Below are 17,941 nucleotides of genomic sequence, written 5' to 3'. Positions count from 1 at the left end.
TTAACAAATCCATGTATGCGTCAAATCATTTTCGGTTTAATTTTTCTTTTTATAACCTATTCTATATCAGCCCAAAAAGTTGAAAATCCATTATTAGCAGTTGATTTTATAGCACAACAAAAATGGGTTGATAGTGTTTATGCATCCATGTCGCTTAATGAAAAAGTAGGGCAGTTGTTCATGGTTCAGGTCATGTCCAATCAAGATGACAAAACGAAGAAAAAAATCATTGATTTGATTCGGGATCATCATATAGGAGGTATTATCTATTCCTTAGGTGGCCCCGTAAGACAGGCCAAATTAAATAACGAATTACAATCCATATCTAAATTACCCATGCTAATTGGCATGGATGCCGAGTGGGGTTTAAAAATGCGTTTAGATTCTACATATGCGTTTCCTTGGAATATGACATTGGGCGCTATAAAAGACAACAAACTTATAGAGCAAACAGGCAGGCAAATTGGAGAACATAACAAGCGTATAGGTGTGCATTTTAATTTTGCACCCGTTGTGGATATTAATACAAATCCTAAAAATCCAATTATAGGCAATCGCTCGTTTGGGGAAGATAAAGACAATGTCACCGAAAAAGCCTTAGCCTTTATGAAAGGGATGCAAAGTGCAGGTGTATTGGCAAATGCCAAACATTTTCCGGGTCATGGTGACACCGATCAAGATTCCCATAAAACTTTGCCCACTGTAAATTTTGATGAGAAACGTATTGATTCAATAGAACTGTATCCATACAGAAAACTCATTGCAGAAGGGCTTTCAAGTGTTATGGTGGCTCATTTAAACGTACCAAGTCTAGAGCCGAGGGAAGGCTATCCGTCCTCTTTGTCGGAACACATTGTCACTAATATATTAAAGAATAGATTGGGTTTTAAAGGACTTATTTTTACAGATGCGCTTGACATGAAAGGTGTTTCAAATTTCAATGAATCTGGCGAGGTTGATTTAGCAGCTTTTAAAGCCGGCAATGATGTCATGCTCATGTCTGAAAATGTTCCTGTTGGTATTTCAAAACTTGTTGAAGCCTACACTAATGGAGATATTACGGAATTGCGACTAGAACATTCGGTCAAGAAAATATTGCAAGCAAAATACAAAGTAGGATTGAACCAATATGAGCCTGTGGGAATTCATAATTTAAATGAAGATTTAAACAGAATTAAAGATAATGTTCTTTACGAAGAACTTCTAGAAAATGCCATTACCGTTGTTAAAGATGATGCTGAAATATTGCCTTTCCGTCAGTTAGAAAGTAAAACCATAGCTTATGTGAAATTGGGAGACGATGATGGTTCTGTTTTTTTTAATGAATTAAAAAAATATGCAAAGATTCACCAAATTGAATCTACAACCATCGATAGTTTACTTATTAAATTAAGTAGTTATAATACGGTTATTGTTGGATTTCATAAATCGAACAGTACGCCTTGGAAAGATCATAAGTTTACGCCCGAAGAATTAAATTGGTTAAAAGAAATCGCCAAATCGCATACGGTTGTTTTGGACGTTTTTACAAAACCCTATGCGCTTTTGGATTTAGATTCCATCGAAAATATTAAAAGTATAGTAGTAAGTTACCAAAATAGTGTGATAGCCCAACAAAAATCAGCTCAATTGCTTTTTGGGGCCATTGCTTCAAAAGGGACTTTGCCTGTTTCCATTGGAAATCATTTTAAAGTTGGTGATGGTATCATCAACAATGCTATTCAACGTTTAAGCTATACCATTCCTGAAAGGGTTGGGATGAGTTCTGAAAAGCTGAAGAAAGTAGATTCCCTAGCTCAAATGGCGGTGGATATGAAAATGACCCCAGGTATCCAACTTTTAATCGCTAGAAAAGGAAAAGTGATTTACAATAAAAATTTTGGTAAACATACTTATGATGGTATTGAAAAGGTTGGATTTGATGATATTTATGATGTTGCTTCCTTAACAAAAATTTTGGCAACATTACCTCTAGTTATGGAACTTGAAGAACAAGGGCGTATTACATTGGATACTAAATTATCTGAAATTTTGCCTGAATATAAAAACTCAAATAAAAATAATATTACCATTAAAAGCATGCTGTCACATTATGCTAGATTACGCCCATGGGAACCTTTTTATTATCGTACTTTAGATTCCGATAAGAAGCCAAGTCCGAAATATTATAGGGATACTTTAAGTAAGGATTTCAATATTGAAGTGGCAAATAATTTGTTTTTACGTAGTGATTATCAGGATTCTATACAAGAAATTATTAAAGATTCAAAGCTTTTGGATAAATTGGAATACCGCTATAGCGACTTCCCTTATTTTATTTTGAAGAAATATATTGAGAACTATTACGACAGAACTTTAGAACAGTTAACTCAAGACCATTTTTATCATTCTTTAGGAGCCAATTATACCATGTATAATCCGTATCACAAAATAAGTAATACAAATATTGTACCCACTGAAGAGGACAATTATTATAGATACCAAAAAGTACAAGGGTATGTACATGATGCAGGGGCAGCTATGCAGAATGGCATTGGTGGACACGCAGGTATTTTTAGTAATGCCAATGATGTTGCTAAAATTATGCAAATGTATTTGCAGAAAGGTTTTTATGGGGGTAAGCGCTATTTAAAACCAGAAACCGTAGATAAATTTAATACCACCTACTATATAGACAAGAAGAATAGACGTGGGGTGGGATTTGATAAACCACAGCTAAGTGGTGAAGGATCCACTTGTGGATGTGTTTCCATGAGTAGTTTTGGACATTCAGGATTTACGGGAACGTATGCTTGGGCAGACCCCGAAAAAGAAATTGTATATGTGTTTTTAGCAAATAGAACCTATCCCATAGAAGGGGATAATTTATTATTAAAGAGAAACATTAGAACCGATATTCAGAGCCTTATTTACCAAGCGATAGAAGACTAAATAATAAAAAAGACAATCATGATTATTTCCCAATCATATAGTAAAATAATTAAAATGATGTTACCTCTAACTACTAAAAAACAAATAATTATAAGCAGATGAAAATAGGTATTGTTTGTTATCCAACTTTTGGAGGTAGTGGCGTTGTAGCTACAGAGCTTGGTCTAGAGCTTTCTAAACGAGGACATGAAATTCATTTTATTACCTATAACCAACCAGTAAGGCTCGAGTTGTTAAGTAATAATGTACACTACCATGAGGTAAATGTACCGGAATATCCTTTGTTTCATTACCAACCTTATGAACTAGCTTTGTCGAGTAAGTTGGTAGATATGGTAAAGCTTCATGGTATAGAAATATTGCATGTACATTATGCCATTCCTCATGCCTATGCTGGATATATGGCAAAAAAAATGCTCCAAGAAGAAGGTATTTATGTCCCAATCGTTACCACATTACATGGTACAGATATTACACTTGTTGGCAGTCATCCGTTTTATAAGCCGGCAGTAACGTTCAGTATCAATAAATCGGATGCCGTAACGACCGTTTCGCAAAGTTTAAAAGATGATACGTTAAGATTATTCGATATAAAAAAAGACATTCATGTCGTGCCGAATTTTATTGATTTAGATAAATATAGTCACATGTTTACAGATTGTCAACGCGGTATGATGGCAAAGGATGATGAAAAAATAATTACACATATTAGCAACCTTAGAAAAGTAAAACGTGTTCAGGATGTTATTACTATTTTTTATAATATTCAAAAGCAAATGCCAGCTAAATTAATGTTAGTAGGAGAAGGTCCAGAAAGGGAAAAAGTTGAAAGCCAATGCAAACAATTAGGTATTTTTGATAAGGTAATTTTCTTTGGAAAAAGTAACGAAATTGATAAGATTTTATGCTTTAGTGATTTATTTTTATTACCATCGGAAACCGAAAGTTTTGGTTTGGCCGCCTTAGAAGCAATGGCATCAAGTGTACCCGTAATTTCCACCAATACTGGTGGGCTATCCGAAGTAAACGAACAAGGTTTTTCTGGTTTTTTAAGCAATGTGGGTGATGTGGATGAGATGACCAAGAATGCTCTGTATATTTTAAGTGAACCTACACGATTAAAAATGTTTAAGAATAATGCCAGAAAACAAGCTTTAAACTTCGACTTGCACAAGATAGTACCGCTATATGAAGCTATTTATGAAGACACTTTAAAAAAGTGTTTGGCGTTATAAGATAACTACTGATTAGTAAACTTGTTTGTGGTTTTTTAATACGTACCAGAATGCCTATTTTAGATATTTCACTCTTATAAATCAAATTTAAGCATAAAAAAAGCGCCGTGTAGGGCGCTTTTTAATTTATAAGTTCAAATTTTAGAATTGATAACGAATACCTAAAGCAATATCAAAATCTAAATCGTTGTTATTGTATCGATCATCTCCAAAACCTAATTCTGGTCTAAAATCCAATGATAGTAATAATGGGATGTCAAAATTGTACTCTATACCAATATCTCCAGCAAGGAAGAAAAAGGTATCACTAAAATCATCATTTCCATTAGGATTATTAACACTAAAAGAGCCTAATCCACCACCTGCACCAACATACCAGTTAAAATTTCCTTCTAAAGGAAATACCCATTGATACAAACCAGCAAGCTTAAAACCATCATAGTTTTTACCATCTCTCCATCCAAGATCTAATTCCAATCGGTTATTGTCCCCTAGTCCGCGTTGATATGATATTTCGGCACCAAAGCCATCACTATCACCTAATCTTAGACCAAGAGCATTTTTTGAAATTTCTTGCGCATTTGATGAAAATGCAAAACCTAATAGTGTAATGGATAATAAAAGTAATTTCTTCATAATTTAAGTTTTTATGTTTTTGAGTATATACGTTTGAAATAATAAAAAGGACTTGATTTTATTATTCGTTATACAACTACAAAAATAATGCTAAAATTCAGATTAAACATCGTAAATGTATATAATTATGAAAGCGTGACACATTATGACTGTTTAACGATTTGATTAACAAAATAGTAAAGTGTCAATTGGGAAAAGAAATATATTAATTGAAAATGAATTTATATTTGTTTCGTTTGTTTAAAGATAGTAATGGCAGCTATTAAATCTTTTATTTGTAAGTCACTCACATCTTCATCAACAAAAAAAGGTGCTAGCTTGTCTTTATTGTAATGATAAAGTTTCCAACGCTTAAACTGGTATTCCAATGCAGTGAAATGTTCCATCCAATCACCAGAATTCATATATAAGGTTTGTCCTTTTTTAGTTTCCTTTATCTCCATTTTGGGATGGTGTATGTGTCCACAAATCACATAATCGTAACCGTTTTCAATAGCAAGGTTAGAAATCACTTTTTCAAATGTATAGATAACCTTGGAAGAGTTAGATTTACTATTCTTTATTTTTTTTGATTTCGAGTATTTTTCTTTTCCTAGCTTTTCTAAAACTAAGTTAGACAATCTATTTAACCACAAGAGCATATTGTATCCATAACTTCCCAATTTGGTTAGCCATTTCGCGTTTTTAATGGAAATATCAAAAACATCCCCATGAAAAAACCAAGCTTGTTTGCCATCAATGTCTAAGACTTTTTTATCGACAATAGAGACGTTGCCTATGGTAGTGCCTGTAAATTTCCGTAGTATGTCGTCGTGGTTTCCAGTTATGTAAATAACTTCAACACCGTCCGCTGCCATATCCATAATTTTCTTGATGATTTTAAGATGTTGCTTAGGAAAATACTGTTTGTTAAATTGCCAAGCATCAATAATATCACCGTTTAAAATTAGTTTTTTTGGAGTAATGCAATTTAGGTAATTGAGCAACTTTTTGGCGTGGCATGCATTCGTTCCCAGATGTACATCGGAAATAACAACAATCTCAAGCTTACGTTTAATTATCAAGTGTATGTTTTATCGTTCTTTTCAAAGTAAGCATAATAACATTACTTAATCTTTAATTTTAAATTAACTGTTTATATGTATATGGTTATATAATTGTTATGCCTTACTTTTTGGGTTTTAATTATGGGTCTTTTTTTAATTTCATTTTTGTATCTCTAATATTAGATTTACTTTAGCAAAAAAAATAATTTATGGCTGGAAATTCTTTTGGAAAACTGTTTAATCTCACCACATTTGGTGAGTCTCATGGTGCTGCTTTAGGAGGTGTTATTGATGGATGTCCATCTGGATTGGATATTGATGTGGATGCCATACAAAATGAATTGGACAGAAGAAAACCGGGACAATCAGAAATTGTGACCCAACGTAAAGAGCCAGATACAGTTACTTTTTTATCCGGAATTTTTGAAGGTAAAACAACAGGAACGCCCATTGGTTTTATTATTGAAAATGCCAATCAGAAATCCCATGACTACTCACACATAAAAGATGTGTATCGTCCCAGTCATGCCGATTACACCTATGATAAAAAATATGGCGTGCGTGATTATCGTGGTGGTGGACGTAGTTCTGCACGGGAAACCGTTTGCCGTGTTGTGGCGGGTGCCATTGCTAAACAACTTCTAAAAGAGGTTGAAATTTACGCTTACGTATCATCAGTAGGTGATATTACTCTGAATAAACCACTTAACGAACTCGATTTTTCTCTTACCGAATCAAACATTGTGCGTTGTCCTGATGCGGAAACCGCAGAAAGAATGATTGAAAGAATTAAGCAAATCCGTAAAGAAGGCGATACCATTGGAGGTACTGTAGGATGTGTTATTAAAAATGTACCAGTTGGTTTGGGCGAACCTGTTTTTGATAAACTGCATGCAGAACTTGGCAAAGCCATGCTATCCATAAATGCTGTTAAAGGATTTGAATATGGTAGTGGCTTTGAGGGTTCTAAAATGAAAGGTAGCGAGCACAACGATATTTTTAATGCAGATGGAACTACTAAAACCAACCTATCAGGTGGTATTCAAGGAGGCATTAGTAACGGTATGGATATATATTTTAATGTAGCCTTTAAGCCTGTAGCAACCATTATGCAAAGTCAAGAAACTATAGATAATCAAGGAAATGTGGTGGATATGCACGGTAAAGGTCGTCACGATCCATGCGTTGTGCCAAGAGCGGTGCCTATTGTAGAAGCTATGGCAGCTTTGGTTTTGGCGGATTTTTATTTAATCAATAAGCTATATCACTAATAGTTATTTCTTTTTTTTCATTGACTTCGCCGAATCTTCGATTTCCTGCGCAGGCAGGAATCTACTTAAAGGATGGTATTTTTCATAAAAATATTGAGCCGTTGAAAAAATAGATTTCAGTATTTATTAATATCTTAGTCAGCATACTACTAACCTCAAGACTCAGGATATGAAAAAATTGGCACTACACTGGAAAATATTAATAGGAATGGTTCTGGGGATTATTTGGGCCTTGCTTTCCAGTTCTTTAGGATGGAGTGCTTTTACCATTAACTGGATAGACCCATTTGGTACTATTTTCATAAACCTTTTAAAATTAATTGCTGTTCCGTTAGTGTTGTTTTCTATCATAGGAGGTGTCGCTAATATTGGCGATCCTGCTAGTTTAGGACGCATGGGAGGAAAAACCTTGCTTATATATCTTCTTACGACCATTATGGCAATTTCTTTAGGGTTGTTGCTGGTTAATACCTTAAAACCAGGCAAACTTATAGATGACAACAGTAGAATTGATAACAGAATACATTATGAAATTTGGGCAACTTCCCAAGGGCATGAGATTAAGGATGGTATCAATTATCTAAAAGACCCCAATTTAAAAGATAGAGTTCAAGACATTTCTAAACTATCAAACTCACAACTGAGCGAAGTTTCGGTTTCCGATAAAATTGAAAATGCTAAAAAACAGGAGCAAGTATCACCATTACAACCATTGGTTGATATAGTTCCAGAGAACTTTGTCGCTGCGTTATCCAATAATGGACTCATGCTCCAAATCATATTTTTCGCCTTGTTTTTTGGAGTTTGCTTACTTTTTATAGACAAAGACAAATCACAACCAGTTTTAAATTTAGTTGATGGCATTAATGAAGTGTTCTTAAAAATGGTCGATTTAGTGATGCAAGCAGCACCATTTTTTGTGTTTGCACTGCTAGCTGGTGTGGTTAGTAAAATGGCAGGAAATGATATAGGGAAAGTTATAGAGATTTTTAAAGGATTGAGCTGGTATTCCTTAACTGTTTTAATTGGTTTATTGCTCATGATTTTTGTGGTATATCCAGGAATTTTAAAGTTATTCGTAAAAAAAATACCGTATTTAGGGTTTTTTAAAGCCATGGGACCAGCACAAACCTTAGCGTTTTCAACGTCCAGTAGTGCAGCAACACTTCCCGTAACTATGGAATGTGTAGAACAGAATTTAGGTGTGGATAAAAAAGTCAGTAGTTTTGTATTGCCGATTGGGGCCACCGTAAATATGGATGGCACGAGCTTGTATCAAGCTGTGGCTGTTATTTTTCTGGCGCAATTGCACATGATAGATTTAACATTTAGTCAACAATTAACCATTGTGCTAACCACGACCTTAGCATCTATTGGATCGGCAGCTGTTCCAAGTGCGGGATTGGTTATGCTTATTGTTGTTTTAAATTCCGTGGGGTTAAATCCAGCTTGGATAGCCATTATTTTTCCAGTGGATCGGATTTTAGATATGTTTAGAACGGTTGTTAATGTTACGGGAGATTCTATTGTGTGTTCCATCATTGCTGATGGTGAAAATATGCTTCATTATGAAACTACTGAAAACCCATCAGAAACATTTGATTTAGAATCTTAAAAATAATGCAATGTCGAAACTTTTAATTAAAAACCCCACTGTTTCAGTTGAATGGCTTTTTAGCCATTTAAATGCTGATAATTTAGTTATTCTGGATGGTTCAATAAAAAAAGTCGTTAATCCATCTTTGGCTGTTTCAGAAGTCCAAATACCAAATGCGCGTTTTTTTGATTTAAAAGATGCTTTTAGTGATACATCGGCACCATTTCCAACAACCTTTCCGTCCGAAGAGCAATTCACAAAGGAAGCACAAAAATTAGGAATAAATAAAGATAGTGCTATTGTAGTTTACGATGATAAAGGGATTTATTCCAGTGCACGAGTTTGGTGGCTTTTTAAGGCCATGGGTCATGACAATGTAGCCGTTTTAGATGGCGGACTGCCCGAATGGATTAAGTCAGGCTATAAAACAGAAATAAAAACCAGTAAACCGATAAAAAAAGGAGATTTTGTAGGGAAGTGCAAACCTGAATTGATGACATTTTTTGATGATGTTAAAATAGCATCAAAAACAAAAAGCCATACTATTATTGATGCCCGATCGGAAGCCCGATTCAAAAGTTTGGAACCAGAACCAAGAGCTGGATTACGAATGGGGACCATACCAAATTCCATGAACTTACCTTACGAGGATTTGCTAAATGATAATCTATTGATACCAAAGCAAACTATGGAATCTAAATTTCACATGTTAGCGAACAAAGAAGATAAACTTATTTTTTCGTGTGGGTCGGGTATTACGGCCTGCGTTTTAGCTTTAGGAGCTACTATTTTAGGATATGAAAATATCTCGGTTTATGATGGTTCGTGGACAGAATGGGGTAGCTTGGTCAAGGATTAGTTCTATCCTAAAAACTTATTTTTAAGTTCTGGTGTAGGGATCATGCAACTCTCTTTTTTGCCGTACCATTTGTATCTGTTTTTGGCAATATAATCATAGACACAATTTCTAATAAACGCTGGTATAATGATAAAAGTACCCATTACATTTATTGGGAATCCTAAATGGCGAGCTATTTTTAAAGCGGCAGTCGATTTGTAATAGATGCCATTTTCTGGCGTATAAAGTAAAATGGAATCTGTTTTATTGGTATCAATACCATAAGCTTCAATAATTTGTTTCCCAAGGTCACTTTGCAAAGCCGCAAAAAGAAACACGTTTTTTTTGTCATGCTTTATAATATATTGTACCGACGCATTGCATAGGTTGCAAACACCATCAAAAAGGATTAGTTTTTTGTTGTGTGGGAGATTCAGTTCCATATTCCAAAGATACAACTTTGGCTATTCAACAGGAACAAACGATACGTGCTTGTTTTTTCGGTTTCCAACAAATAAATTTATTGTAACAGCAGCTGTTAGTCCACCTAAAGAGGTCGCTATCATTTCGCCTGTGTCGAATTTATTATTCTCTTGGGTGCCATCATAAGCTTCTTTGGCAAAACCGGCAAGGGTTGATGTTCCTAAACTATACCAAAAAGCCTTTTTCTTATTTTTAGTAATGCTGTAAGTCATCGCATAAGTGGTAGCAGAAATCAATGCGCCAGCACCAAAATGCAATTTATCATCTCCTGAAATAAATTGCGCATTACAGATTTTAGTGCCACCAAAGAATATTAATAAAAGTACCATTAATGGTTTCATAGTTTATATATTTAGGTCTGATTAAGAAGTTAAAACTATAATTTTTAATTTTGAAAGCTTTATAATTTCGTTTTGATAAGCTTTTTGTACGATTAAAAGTTGTTAATTATTATTAATACACATATTAAATTATTTATGAAAACAAGAAAATTGGGAACTAACGGTTTTAATGTTAGTGAAGTGGGTTTAGGCTGTTGGCAATTAGGTGGCAATTGGGGTATCGATATCTCAAAGGATGCCGCTTTTGATATTTTAAATGAAGCCGTTAAAAATGACATCACGTTTTTTGATACGGCCGATGTGTATGGAGACGGAAAAAGTGAAACCTTGATAGGCGAGTTTTTAAAAACCTGTGATGCCCCAATACGTGTCGCCACCAAATTTGGTAGGGCAGGAAATGCGTTTCCAGATAAATACACAAAAGATGTTCTGCGTCAAACGGTTGAAGGTTCTTTGAAGCGTTTGGGTGTGGACTCTTTAGACTTATTGCAATTACATTGCATACCACCACACTATTTAAAAGACGGTGCCGTCTTTAATTGGCTTCGCGATTTACAAAAGGAAGGACTCATCAAACATTTTGGTGCGAGTGTGGAAACTGTTGAAGAAGGTCTGGTGTGTATGGAACAAGAAGGCTTATTATCGTTACAGGTTATTTTTAATATTTTCAGGCAAAAGTTGGTGACCGAATTATTTCCGCAAGCGGAAGCAAAAGGCGTGGGCATTATAGTACGATTGCCATTGGCAAGCGGATTGTTATCAGGTAAGTTTGATGACAACACAAGGTTTGCAGAAGATGACCACAGAAATTTTAATAGAAATGGTGACGCTTTTAACGTCGGTGAAACCTTTGCAGGTTTGCCTTTTGAAAAAGGTTTGGAATTGGTAGAGCAAATAAAAAACAATGTATTGCCCAATAACTTAACTATGGTACAACTGGCGTTACGTTGGATATTAGACCACAAAGCTGTTAGCACCATCATTCCAGGAGCAAGCTCGCCAAAGCAAGTGATTTCGAATGCCGAGGTGTCTAGTTTACAGGCTTTGTCTCCAGAAGTGCATAGCGCTTTGATAGAGTTGTACAAAACACAGGTACACACTCATATTCGTGGTGGGTATTAATTGTTTACACTAAAGTCAGTTCGGTTTATTTTTATGATACTACGAAGTAATAATGGATCGAACTGACAAATAATATTAAATCCTCTTATAATTAAGAGAAAAGCAACCTCAAGACCACTATAAAATGAATTGGATTATTTTAATTGTTGCAGGATTATTTGAAGTCGCATTTGCTTTCTGTTTAGGGAAAACCAAGGAAACCACTGGAAACGACATGTATTTATGGTATGTAGGCTTTATTGTAACCCTCGCTATCAGTATGGCACTTTTAATGAAGGCCACTCAAACGTTGCCAATAGGGACAGCGTATGCCGTATGGACAGGCATTGGAGCCGTCGGGACCGTTTTGGTCGGAATTTTGGTATTTAAAGAACCTGCCACGTTTTTAAGACTATTTTTCATAACCACTTTAATACTTTCCATAGTTGGATTAAAAATGGTTTCAAATTGAATTTTGACCTCTATTAAGAATAAAACTCTTTAAAAACAGTCGTTTTAATAGCGGGCCATTCCTCTTTTAAGATACCATAACAACAACTACTTCGTTTAAAACCATCTATTAGTAAGATGTCTTTTCGTAAAATGCCTTCTAATGTAGCGCCTAGTTTTTCAACCGCTTTTCTGGAGCGTATATTACGTTCATCAACCCGAAATTCTACTTTATCAAATTCCAATGTTTCAAATGCATATTGCAGCATTAAAAACTTCATGTGCATATTTAAACCAGTTCCTTGAAATTGGTTGCCAATCCATGTCCAACCAATATGCATCACTTTGTTTTGCCAATTTATAAATCCGAAACGGGTACAACCAGCATAAGCGTTGGCGTCTTTATCAAACACAATAAAAGGAATGGCGGTTCTATGGTAATAATCATCAACGGCTGTTTGTACGTACTCTTTTAAATCTTCGGGCGTATCAATTTTGCTGGGCGAGTATTGTAATAAATGAGGTTCTTGGGCAATGTGGCTTAAGTGTTTATAGTTGCTTAAATCTAAAAGCGACAATTTTACACGGTGGTTTTCTAGAGTTGGTACTTTCATGGTTGTCATTGACTTCGTCGAATCTTTGATTTCCTGCGTAGGCAGGAATCTGTTATTATTTACACTGATTTTTTACTAGGTTCACTCGTCATTTTGTACTTTTGCAAACATGATTAAAAATACAATATTTTATGTCATTAACTAAAGAAATTGTTATTGCAAAAGCAAATGCAGCCAGTAAAAACACCTTGATGGAAACCCTGCAAATTGAGGTGATTGATTATGGCGTTGATTTTTTGGTGGCAAAAATGCCTGTAAATTCTAGAGTGCACCAACCCGATGGGGTATTGCATGGTGGCGCTACAGCAGCCTTGGCAGAAAGTGTGGGGAGTTTTGCATCGCATATTTTTATTGATACCGAGAAATTTTTTGTGCGTGGAATAGAAATTACAGCAAATCATATTAAAAGTATTAAAGAAGGGTTTGTATATGCCAAAGCTACATTTATCCATAAAGGAAGAACCACACAATTATTGGACATCCGTGTGACGGATGAAGCCGATAATTTAATTGCCGTTTGTAAATTATCGACCATTTCATTACCAAAAAATAATTAGTTAATGGTTTTGGAAGATTTTTTTGAGCGTATTGAAACCCAATATCAAAACGCATTGCCATTTGTTGCCTACCGAAAACCCAATAGCGCACTCGTTAAAGGCATATTTCAGTATGATGACACCCTATGTAATGCTGAAACTTTTTCTGAAATAGGTTTTGTGTTTTCCCCATTCAATGATAATGAAAGAACGGTTTTAATGCCTTTAAATAATTCTGAGCAATTAGAAGTAACCATTAATACTGTAGCTGAAAATAAATCGGAATATATAGCAAGAGACGCTTCAGCTGAGGAGAAATTAAATCATATCAATCTTATCAACAAAGGTGTTCAAGCGGTAAAGAACAATCAATTTACCAAGGTTGTTTTATCAAGAAAAGAAACCGTTCCACTTTCGGTAAGCGATCCAATTTCTATTTTCAAAAGGCTTTTAAATACGTATCCATCGGCATTTGTTTATTGCTGGTACCACCCAAAAATAGGGTTATGGCTAGGTGCCACACCAGAAACATTACTGAAAATAGAAGGTAATCGTTTTTCCATCATGTCATTGGCTGGAACTCAAGATTATAATGGTACGACAGAAGTGGTTTGGAAGGACAAGGAAATTAATGAGCAACAAATAGTAACCGATTTTATTCTTGAGCATTTAAAACCATCTGTCGAAAATTTAAAGGTTTCTGAAACCGAAACGGTTAAAGCGGGTAATTTACTCCATTTAAGAACCATGATTTCTGCGCAGTTAAAACCAGAGGCATCTAATTTGAAACAACTTATTTTCGATTTACATCCAACGCCTGCAGTTTGTGGTTTACCCAAGTCGGCCGCCAAAACGTTTATTCTAGGAAACGAACAGTATAACCGAGATTTTTATACGGGATTTTTAGGTGAGCTAAATTTTGAGATGATTATGGCTCCAAGAGCTTCTAAAAAAAACATAGAAAACCGCGCTTATGCCATGACAAAAAAGAGTACACAGCTCTATGTAAATTTAAGGTGCATGCAAATTCAAGGGCAAAATGCCAATATTTATATTGGAGGTGGTATTACCGAAACCTCCAATGCCGAAGCAGAGTGGGAGGAAACCGTTTCAAAATCAAAGATTATTAAAAATATTTTGCAATAGGTTTTCTTAACTTGCTATTTCTTACTTTTGTAGCTTAGATTAGTTGTAACATGATTTACCCAAAAATTCCTCTCGCGCAAACGGTTATTCAACTTTGTAAAGCAAAGAAAATTAAGCATATTGTTATCTCACCGGGCAGCAGAAATGCCCCTTTAACAATTGGCTTTACAAATGATCCTTACTTTTCATGTTATAGTATTGTAGATGAACGCAGTGCTGCTTTTTTTGCTTTAGGAATAGCCCAAAAATTACAAGAACCTACCGCTGTCCTTTGTACCTCTGGAAGTGCTCTGTTGAATTATTATCCAGCGATCTCTGAGGCGTTCTACAGTGATATTCCTTTGGTGGTACTATCTGCCGATAGGCCTAAACATTTAATTGGCATTGGAGATGGACAAACCATAAACCAGAAAAATGTATTTGAAAACCATATTCTATTTTCTTCCAATTTAAAATTGGATGTTAAGGATGAAAACAACATCCCTGAGCATGAGGAATTACCTATGATGAAAAATATAGAAGATAAGCTGGAACGTTTCCTAGGTTTTCAAAAGGATATTCAAACACACAACGAAATTGAAATTAATGAAGCTATAAACTATGCCATCATTAACAAGGGCCCTGTTCATATCAACATTCCGTTCGACGAACCTTTGTATGAAACGGTTGGAAAGTTAACTGTATCTCCAAAATCAGAGAACATTGTTTTAAAAAACAAGCCTATTGATTCTTATATTATCCAAAGTTGTTTAGAGGATTGGAACTCGGCTGCTAAAAAAATGGTTTTGGTAGGTGTTTGTAATCCAAATGAAGTGGAACAAAAATGGTTAAATGAATTGGCTGAAGACAATAGTGTTATTGTATTTACAGAAACCACATCCAACTTGCACCATGAGAGTTTTTTCCCTTCCATAGACCAGCTGATTGCGCCACTTACAAAAGAAGAGCAAAAACAGTTAAAGCCAGATATATTAATAACATTTGGCGGGTTAATAGTATCAAAAAAAATAAAGACATTTTTGAGAAAACACCAACCCAAACAACATTGGCATATTGATAAAAAGTTAGCAAACGACACTTTTTTTTGTTTGACAAACCATATAGAAGCAACACCAAATCAGTTTTTTGAAGCGTTGTTGCCTAAAATAACACATTATGTAAAAAGCAATTATCGAGATATTTGGGCAGTAGTAAAACAAAAACGGTTGCAAAAGCACAAACAATATTTAGCGCAAATTCCGTTTAGTGATTTAAAAGTGTTTGAGGTTGTATTAAAGTCCGTGCCAAAAAACTATATTTTGCAGATAGGTAATAGTTCTGCCATTCGCTACACACAGTTATTCAACATTGATAAAACCTTAGAAGTGTATTGCAATAGAGGTACAAGTGGTATTGATGGCAGTACTAGTACAGCTGTTGGATGTGCCGTAGTTAGTAAAAAGCCAACCGTTTTTATAACGGGCGATTTGAGTTTTATTTATGATAGCAATGCACTATGGAATAATTACATCCCTAAAAATTTCAGGATTATTGTTGTTAATAATCAAGGCGGTGGTATTTTTAGAATATTACCAGGTCATAAAAACAGCGAAAATTTTGATAGTTTTTTTGAAACAACACATAATTTATCAGCTAAACATTTATGTAAAATGTATGGCATTGAATACGTAACTGCAAAAACAGAATTACAAATAAAAAGTAAAATGCAAACGTTTTATTCAGATTCAGAAAATCCACGACTGTTAGAAATTTTCACCCCACGTACGCTTAATGACGAAATCCTTTTGGAATATTTCAATTTCATAACTTAGAACATAATATTTTTTGTTTTAAAAGCCTTATATTTAGCCAACTAATTCATTAACCTTAAAATATTTATTATGAGTAAAAGAGATGAACTTATCGCTAAGTACGCAGCAGATTTAAAGGAAAAATGTGGTGTAATGGCAGACATGGATTTACTAACCAAAGTAACAATTGGTTGTGGACCTTCCATATATAATGCAGATTCATCAACTGTGTCAGGTTCTGATGCTTCTGAACTTCAAACGATTAAAAGTAATTTTTTAATCAAAAAATTGGGATTAAAAGATAGTCCGGATTTAGATAAAGGCATTGATGCTATTATGGAAACATATGGAAAATCCAATCGTAATAAATACAGAGTTGTTGTGTACTATTTATTAGTGAAACACTTTAAAAAAGAATCGGTTTACTAAACCCAATCTTAACAAGATATATTGAAAGCATTACTAAAGTTTGGTAATGCTTTTTTGTTGGATTTTTTAGTTTTTTTAAAATTTTATTGAGGTAAATAAAACTCAATCTAATATTATACCTTTGCGGCATGATACATTTAGGACAAATAAACACCTTAGAAATACTTCGAGAAACAGATCACGGCGTCTATTTAGTGGATGATGAAAATAATGAAGTGCTTTTACCAAATAGATATGTTCCAGAATCATTTAAAATTTGGGATAAAATTGATGTTTTTGTTTATTTGGATAACGAAGAGCGTCCAGTTGCTTCTACAGACTTCCCTTATGTAAAGCGGGATGATTATGCCTTATTGCGATGCAGCCAAGTTACTGATTATGGTGCTTTTTTGGATTGGGGATTGGTAAAGGAATTGTTTTGTCCTTTTAAAGAACAAGCCTTTCCTATGAAGAAAGGTGGTTGGTATTTGGTACATTGTTATTTAGATGAAAAATCAGATAGGCTGGTAGCTTCCAGTAAAACCAATCAGTTTTTGGACAATAAAGAACTTACGGTAAAAGAATTTGAAGAAGTCGATTTAATCGTTTCCCATCCCTCTGATATTGGCATGAACGTGATTGTCAACAAAAAGCATTTAGGCTTGATTTACAAAGACAATATTTTTACGGATTTAAGTATTGGTGACCGCCTTAAAGGTGTGGTTAAAAAAATAAGACCGGGCAATAAGTTGGATATTTCACTAGGTCAAGTAGGTTATAGAAATATAGAACCCAATGCCCAAATAATCATGAATGAGTTACAAGATAATAGTGGGTATTTAAATTTAACAGATAAAACTGACCCAGAAGTTATTAAAAATACACTTCAAATGAGTAAGAAAAACTTCAAAAAGGCGGTCGGCACTTTATATAAACAACATTTAGTTGATATAAAACCAGACGGTATTTATTTAGTTAAGTGATTGCCGGGTATGTATGGTTAAAGTGTCTTCAACCCAAACTTTAGCATCTGTTAATGAATTAAAATTCTGCTTATTGAATTTAAAAAAATAATTTTCAACGTTAAATACGCGTTCAGCAAATAGGCTGTAGGTTACCGTAGCATACGCTTTCAGACTTTCACATTGATTAAATAATGGCGCATCAGTAATAACGATGGAATATGAGTTTATTCTGTTGCTAATAAGTCCGAAACTGTCATTTCCAAAATGTTCTTTAATTAATTCTCTAACAGTTTCAAAATTGTTATAATTAATTTCCACACCTTCAAAAAACTCTGCAACTATGTAATTTTCAAAAAAGAAAAGATTACCTAAACTTGTTTTTTCATGACTTTTAACATTCTGATATAGAGGGGTCTCTGTTATAGACATAAGTTTCATTTTTTAAAAGGGAGTGCAAATATACCACCCAAATGAAGTATTATAAAGAGACGTCAAATTATTATTGATTAATCATTATTTTATTAAAATCATTTGAAAAAATGTATAAATAATA

At 34.4% G+C, this 17,941-nt stretch carries 18 protein-coding genes; 12 read left to right on the top strand and 6 right to left on the bottom strand.

The window, feature by feature from the left end; genetic code table 11:
- The first annotated feature begins 15 nt into the window (after positions 1-15).
- Together CDH49_RS05990 and bshA are read left to right on the top strand one after the other, a co-directional pair.
- A complete protein-coding gene (locus CDH49_RS05990; RefSeq protein WP_100614549.1) occupies positions 16-2,931 on the top strand; it encodes a glycoside hydrolase family 3 N-terminal domain-containing protein in 2,916 nt (971 codons plus the stop codon).
- A 98-nt stretch (positions 2,932-3,029) separates the two neighbouring features.
- The gene (gene bshA, locus CDH49_RS05985) at positions 3,030-4,166 is read left to right on the top strand and encodes an N-acetyl-alpha-D-glucosaminyl L-malate synthase BshA (protein WP_100614548.1); all 1,137 of its coding nucleotides are present in this window, start codon (positions 3,030-3,032) and stop codon (positions 4,164-4,166) included.
- Positions 4,167-4,307: 141 nt separating this feature from the next.
- On the opposite strand, the gene CDH49_RS05980 is transcribed toward bshA, so the two are convergent.
- Together CDH49_RS05980 and CDH49_RS05975 are read right to left on the bottom strand one after the other, a co-directional pair.
- Positions 4,308-4,802 (bottom strand): outer membrane beta-barrel protein, encoded by a 495-nt coding sequence (locus CDH49_RS05980; RefSeq protein ID WP_100614547.1) that lies wholly within the window; start codon positions 4,800-4,802, stop codon positions 4,308-4,310.
- A gap of 221 nt (positions 4,803-5,023) precedes the next feature.
- Positions 5,024-5,863, bottom strand: a complete 840-nt coding sequence (locus CDH49_RS05975; RefSeq protein ID WP_100614897.1) for a UDP-2,3-diacylglucosamine diphosphatase — start codon at positions 5,861-5,863, stop codon at positions 5,024-5,026.
- A 194-nt stretch (positions 5,864-6,057) separates the two neighbouring features.
- Here CDH49_RS05975 and aroC point away from each other — a divergent pair, with 194 nt between their 5' ends.
- The 3 genes from aroC (at position 6,058) to CDH49_RS05960 (ending at position 9,575) form a co-directional block, all read left to right on the top strand.
- Positions 6,058-7,119: a chorismate synthase gene (gene aroC / locus CDH49_RS05970; RefSeq protein ID WP_100614546.1), complete on the top strand. Its 1,062-nt coding sequence runs from the start codon at positions 6,058-6,060 to the stop codon at positions 7,117-7,119.
- Positions 7,120-7,288: 169 nt separating this feature from the next.
- Positions 7,289-8,734, top strand: coding sequence for a dicarboxylate/amino acid:cation symporter (locus tag CDH49_RS05965; RefSeq protein ID WP_100614545.1), 1,446 nt, complete (start codon positions 7,289-7,291; stop codon positions 8,732-8,734).
- A gap of 10 nt (positions 8,735-8,744) precedes the next feature.
- Positions 8,745-9,575, top strand: a complete 831-nt coding sequence (locus CDH49_RS05960; protein WP_100614544.1) for a sulfurtransferase — start codon at positions 8,745-8,747, stop codon at positions 9,573-9,575.
- A 2-nt stretch (positions 9,576-9,577) separates the two neighbouring features.
- On the opposite strand, the gene CDH49_RS05955 is transcribed toward CDH49_RS05960, so the two are convergent.
- Positions 9,578-9,997 (bottom strand): thiol-disulfide oxidoreductase DCC family protein, encoded by a 420-nt coding sequence (locus CDH49_RS05955; protein ID WP_100614543.1) that lies wholly within the window; start codon positions 9,995-9,997, stop codon positions 9,578-9,580.
- 21 nt (positions 9,998-10,018) lie between these two features.
- Positions 10,019-10,378: a hypothetical protein gene (locus tag CDH49_RS05950; RefSeq protein WP_100614542.1), complete on the bottom strand. Its 360-nt coding sequence runs from the start codon at positions 10,376-10,378 to the stop codon at positions 10,019-10,021.
- A 135-nt stretch (positions 10,379-10,513) separates the two neighbouring features.
- Here CDH49_RS05950 and CDH49_RS05945 point away from each other — a divergent pair, with 135 nt between their 5' ends.
- Positions 10,514-11,500 (top strand): aldo/keto reductase, encoded by a 987-nt coding sequence (locus CDH49_RS05945; protein WP_100614896.1) that lies wholly within the window; start codon positions 10,514-10,516, stop codon positions 11,498-11,500.
- A 124-nt stretch (positions 11,501-11,624) separates the two neighbouring features.
- Positions 11,625-11,951 carry a DMT family transporter gene (locus CDH49_RS05940; RefSeq protein WP_100614541.1) on the top strand — a complete coding sequence of 109 codons (327 nt, stop codon included), beginning with the start codon at positions 11,625-11,627 and terminating at the stop codon, positions 11,949-11,951.
- 13 nt (positions 11,952-11,964) lie between these two features.
- On the opposite strand, the gene CDH49_RS05935 is transcribed toward CDH49_RS05940, so the two are convergent.
- Positions 11,965-12,543 (bottom strand): GNAT family N-acetyltransferase, encoded by a 579-nt coding sequence (locus CDH49_RS05935; protein WP_100614895.1) that lies wholly within the window; start codon positions 12,541-12,543, stop codon positions 11,965-11,967.
- A 131-nt stretch (positions 12,544-12,674) separates the two neighbouring features.
- Between CDH49_RS05935 and CDH49_RS05930 the strand changes: the two genes are divergently transcribed.
- The 5 genes from CDH49_RS05930 to CDH49_RS05910 all read left to right on the top strand — a co-directional run bounded on the left by CDH49_RS05930 (position 12,675) and on the right by CDH49_RS05910 (position 17,406).
- Complete coding sequence (locus CDH49_RS05930; protein WP_100614540.1) at positions 12,675-13,100, top strand: PaaI family thioesterase; 426 nt, start codon at positions 12,675-12,677, stop codon at positions 13,098-13,100.
- 3 nt (positions 13,101-13,103) lie between these two features.
- Positions 13,104-14,225 (top strand): chorismate-binding protein, encoded by a 1,122-nt coding sequence (locus CDH49_RS05925; RefSeq protein ID WP_100614539.1) that lies wholly within the window; start codon positions 13,104-13,106, stop codon positions 14,223-14,225.
- A gap of 50 nt (positions 14,226-14,275) precedes the next feature.
- The gene (gene menD, locus CDH49_RS05920; RefSeq protein WP_100614538.1) at positions 14,276-16,036 is read left to right on the top strand and encodes a 2-succinyl-5-enolpyruvyl-6-hydroxy-3-cyclohexene-1-carboxylate synthase; all 1,761 of its coding nucleotides are present in this window, start codon (positions 14,276-14,278) and stop codon (positions 16,034-16,036) included.
- A 69-nt stretch (positions 16,037-16,105) separates the two neighbouring features.
- Positions 16,106-16,444: a DUF2853 family protein gene (locus CDH49_RS05915; RefSeq protein WP_100614537.1), complete on the top strand. Its 339-nt coding sequence runs from the start codon at positions 16,106-16,108 to the stop codon at positions 16,442-16,444.
- A 128-nt stretch (positions 16,445-16,572) separates the two neighbouring features.
- The gene (locus CDH49_RS05910; RefSeq protein ID WP_100614536.1) at positions 16,573-17,406 is read left to right on the top strand and encodes a CvfB family protein; all 834 of its coding nucleotides are present in this window, start codon (positions 16,573-16,575) and stop codon (positions 17,404-17,406) included.
- Here CDH49_RS05910 and CDH49_RS05905 read toward each other — a convergent pair.
- Positions 17,395-17,817 (bottom strand): hypothetical protein, encoded by a 423-nt coding sequence (locus tag CDH49_RS05905; RefSeq protein ID WP_157805275.1) that lies wholly within the window; start codon positions 17,815-17,817, stop codon positions 17,395-17,397. The genes CDH49_RS05910 and CDH49_RS05905 overlap by 12 nt on opposite strands.
- Between the last annotated feature and the right edge of the window lie 124 nt (positions 17,818-17,941).

It is taken from the genome of Confluentibacter citreus (assembly GCF_002807055.1).
Classification (GTDB): Bacteria; Bacteroidota; Bacteroidia; order Flavobacteriales; family Flavobacteriaceae; genus Confluentibacter; species Confluentibacter citreus.
Note: the sequence above shows the minus strand (reverse complement) of the source record. Positions and strands in the feature narration are given on the sequence as shown.

What these genes read in the sequence shown, in the direction of transcription:
- CDH49_RS05990 (WP_100614549.1), top strand. Translation starts at nt 16, where the DNA reads ATGCGTCAAATCATTTTCGGTTTAATTTTTCTTTTTATAACCTATTCT.
- bshA (WP_100614548.1), top strand. Translation starts at nt 3,030, where the DNA reads ATGAAAATAGGTATTGTTTGTTATCCAACTTTTGGAGGTAGTGGCGTT.
- CDH49_RS05980 (WP_100614547.1), bottom strand. Translation starts at nt 4,802, where the DNA reads ATGAAGAAATTACTTTTATTATCCATTACACTATTAGGTTTTGCATTT.
- aroC (WP_100614546.1), top strand. Translation starts at nt 6,058, where the DNA reads ATGGCTGGAAATTCTTTTGGAAAACTGTTTAATCTCACCACATTTGGT.
- CDH49_RS05965 (WP_100614545.1), top strand. Translation starts at nt 7,289, where the DNA reads ATGAAAAAATTGGCACTACACTGGAAAATATTAATAGGAATGGTTCTG.
- CDH49_RS05960 (WP_100614544.1), top strand. Translation starts at nt 8,745, where the DNA reads ATGTCGAAACTTTTAATTAAAAACCCCACTGTTTCAGTTGAATGGCTT.
- CDH49_RS05955 (WP_100614543.1), bottom strand. Translation starts at nt 9,997, where the DNA reads ATGGAACTGAATCTCCCACACAACAAAAAACTAATCCTTTTTGATGGT.
- CDH49_RS05950 (WP_100614542.1), bottom strand. Translation starts at nt 10,378, where the DNA reads ATGAAACCATTAATGGTACTTTTATTAATATTCTTTGGTGGCACTAAA.
- CDH49_RS05945 (WP_100614896.1), top strand. Translation starts at nt 10,514, where the DNA reads ATGAAAACAAGAAAATTGGGAACTAACGGTTTTAATGTTAGTGAAGTG.
- CDH49_RS05940 (WP_100614541.1), top strand. Translation starts at nt 11,625, where the DNA reads ATGAATTGGATTATTTTAATTGTTGCAGGATTATTTGAAGTCGCATTT.
- CDH49_RS05935 (WP_100614895.1), bottom strand. Translation starts at nt 12,543, where the DNA reads ATGAAAGTACCAACTCTAGAAAACCACCGTGTAAAATTGTCGCTTTTA.
- CDH49_RS05930 (WP_100614540.1), top strand. Translation starts at nt 12,675, where the DNA reads ATGTCATTAACTAAAGAAATTGTTATTGCAAAAGCAAATGCAGCCAGT.
- CDH49_RS05925 (WP_100614539.1), top strand. Translation starts at nt 13,104, where the DNA reads ATGGTTTTGGAAGATTTTTTTGAGCGTATTGAAACCCAATATCAAAAC.
- menD (WP_100614538.1), top strand. Translation starts at nt 14,276, where the DNA reads ATGATTTACCCAAAAATTCCTCTCGCGCAAACGGTTATTCAACTTTGT.
- CDH49_RS05915 (WP_100614537.1), top strand. Translation starts at nt 16,106, where the DNA reads ATGAGTAAAAGAGATGAACTTATCGCTAAGTACGCAGCAGATTTAAAG.
- CDH49_RS05910 (WP_100614536.1), top strand. Translation starts at nt 16,573, where the DNA reads ATGATACATTTAGGACAAATAAACACCTTAGAAATACTTCGAGAAACA.
- CDH49_RS05905 (WP_157805275.1), bottom strand. Translation starts at nt 17,817, where the DNA reads ATGTCTATAACAGAGACCCCTCTATATCAGAATGTTAAAAGTCATGAA.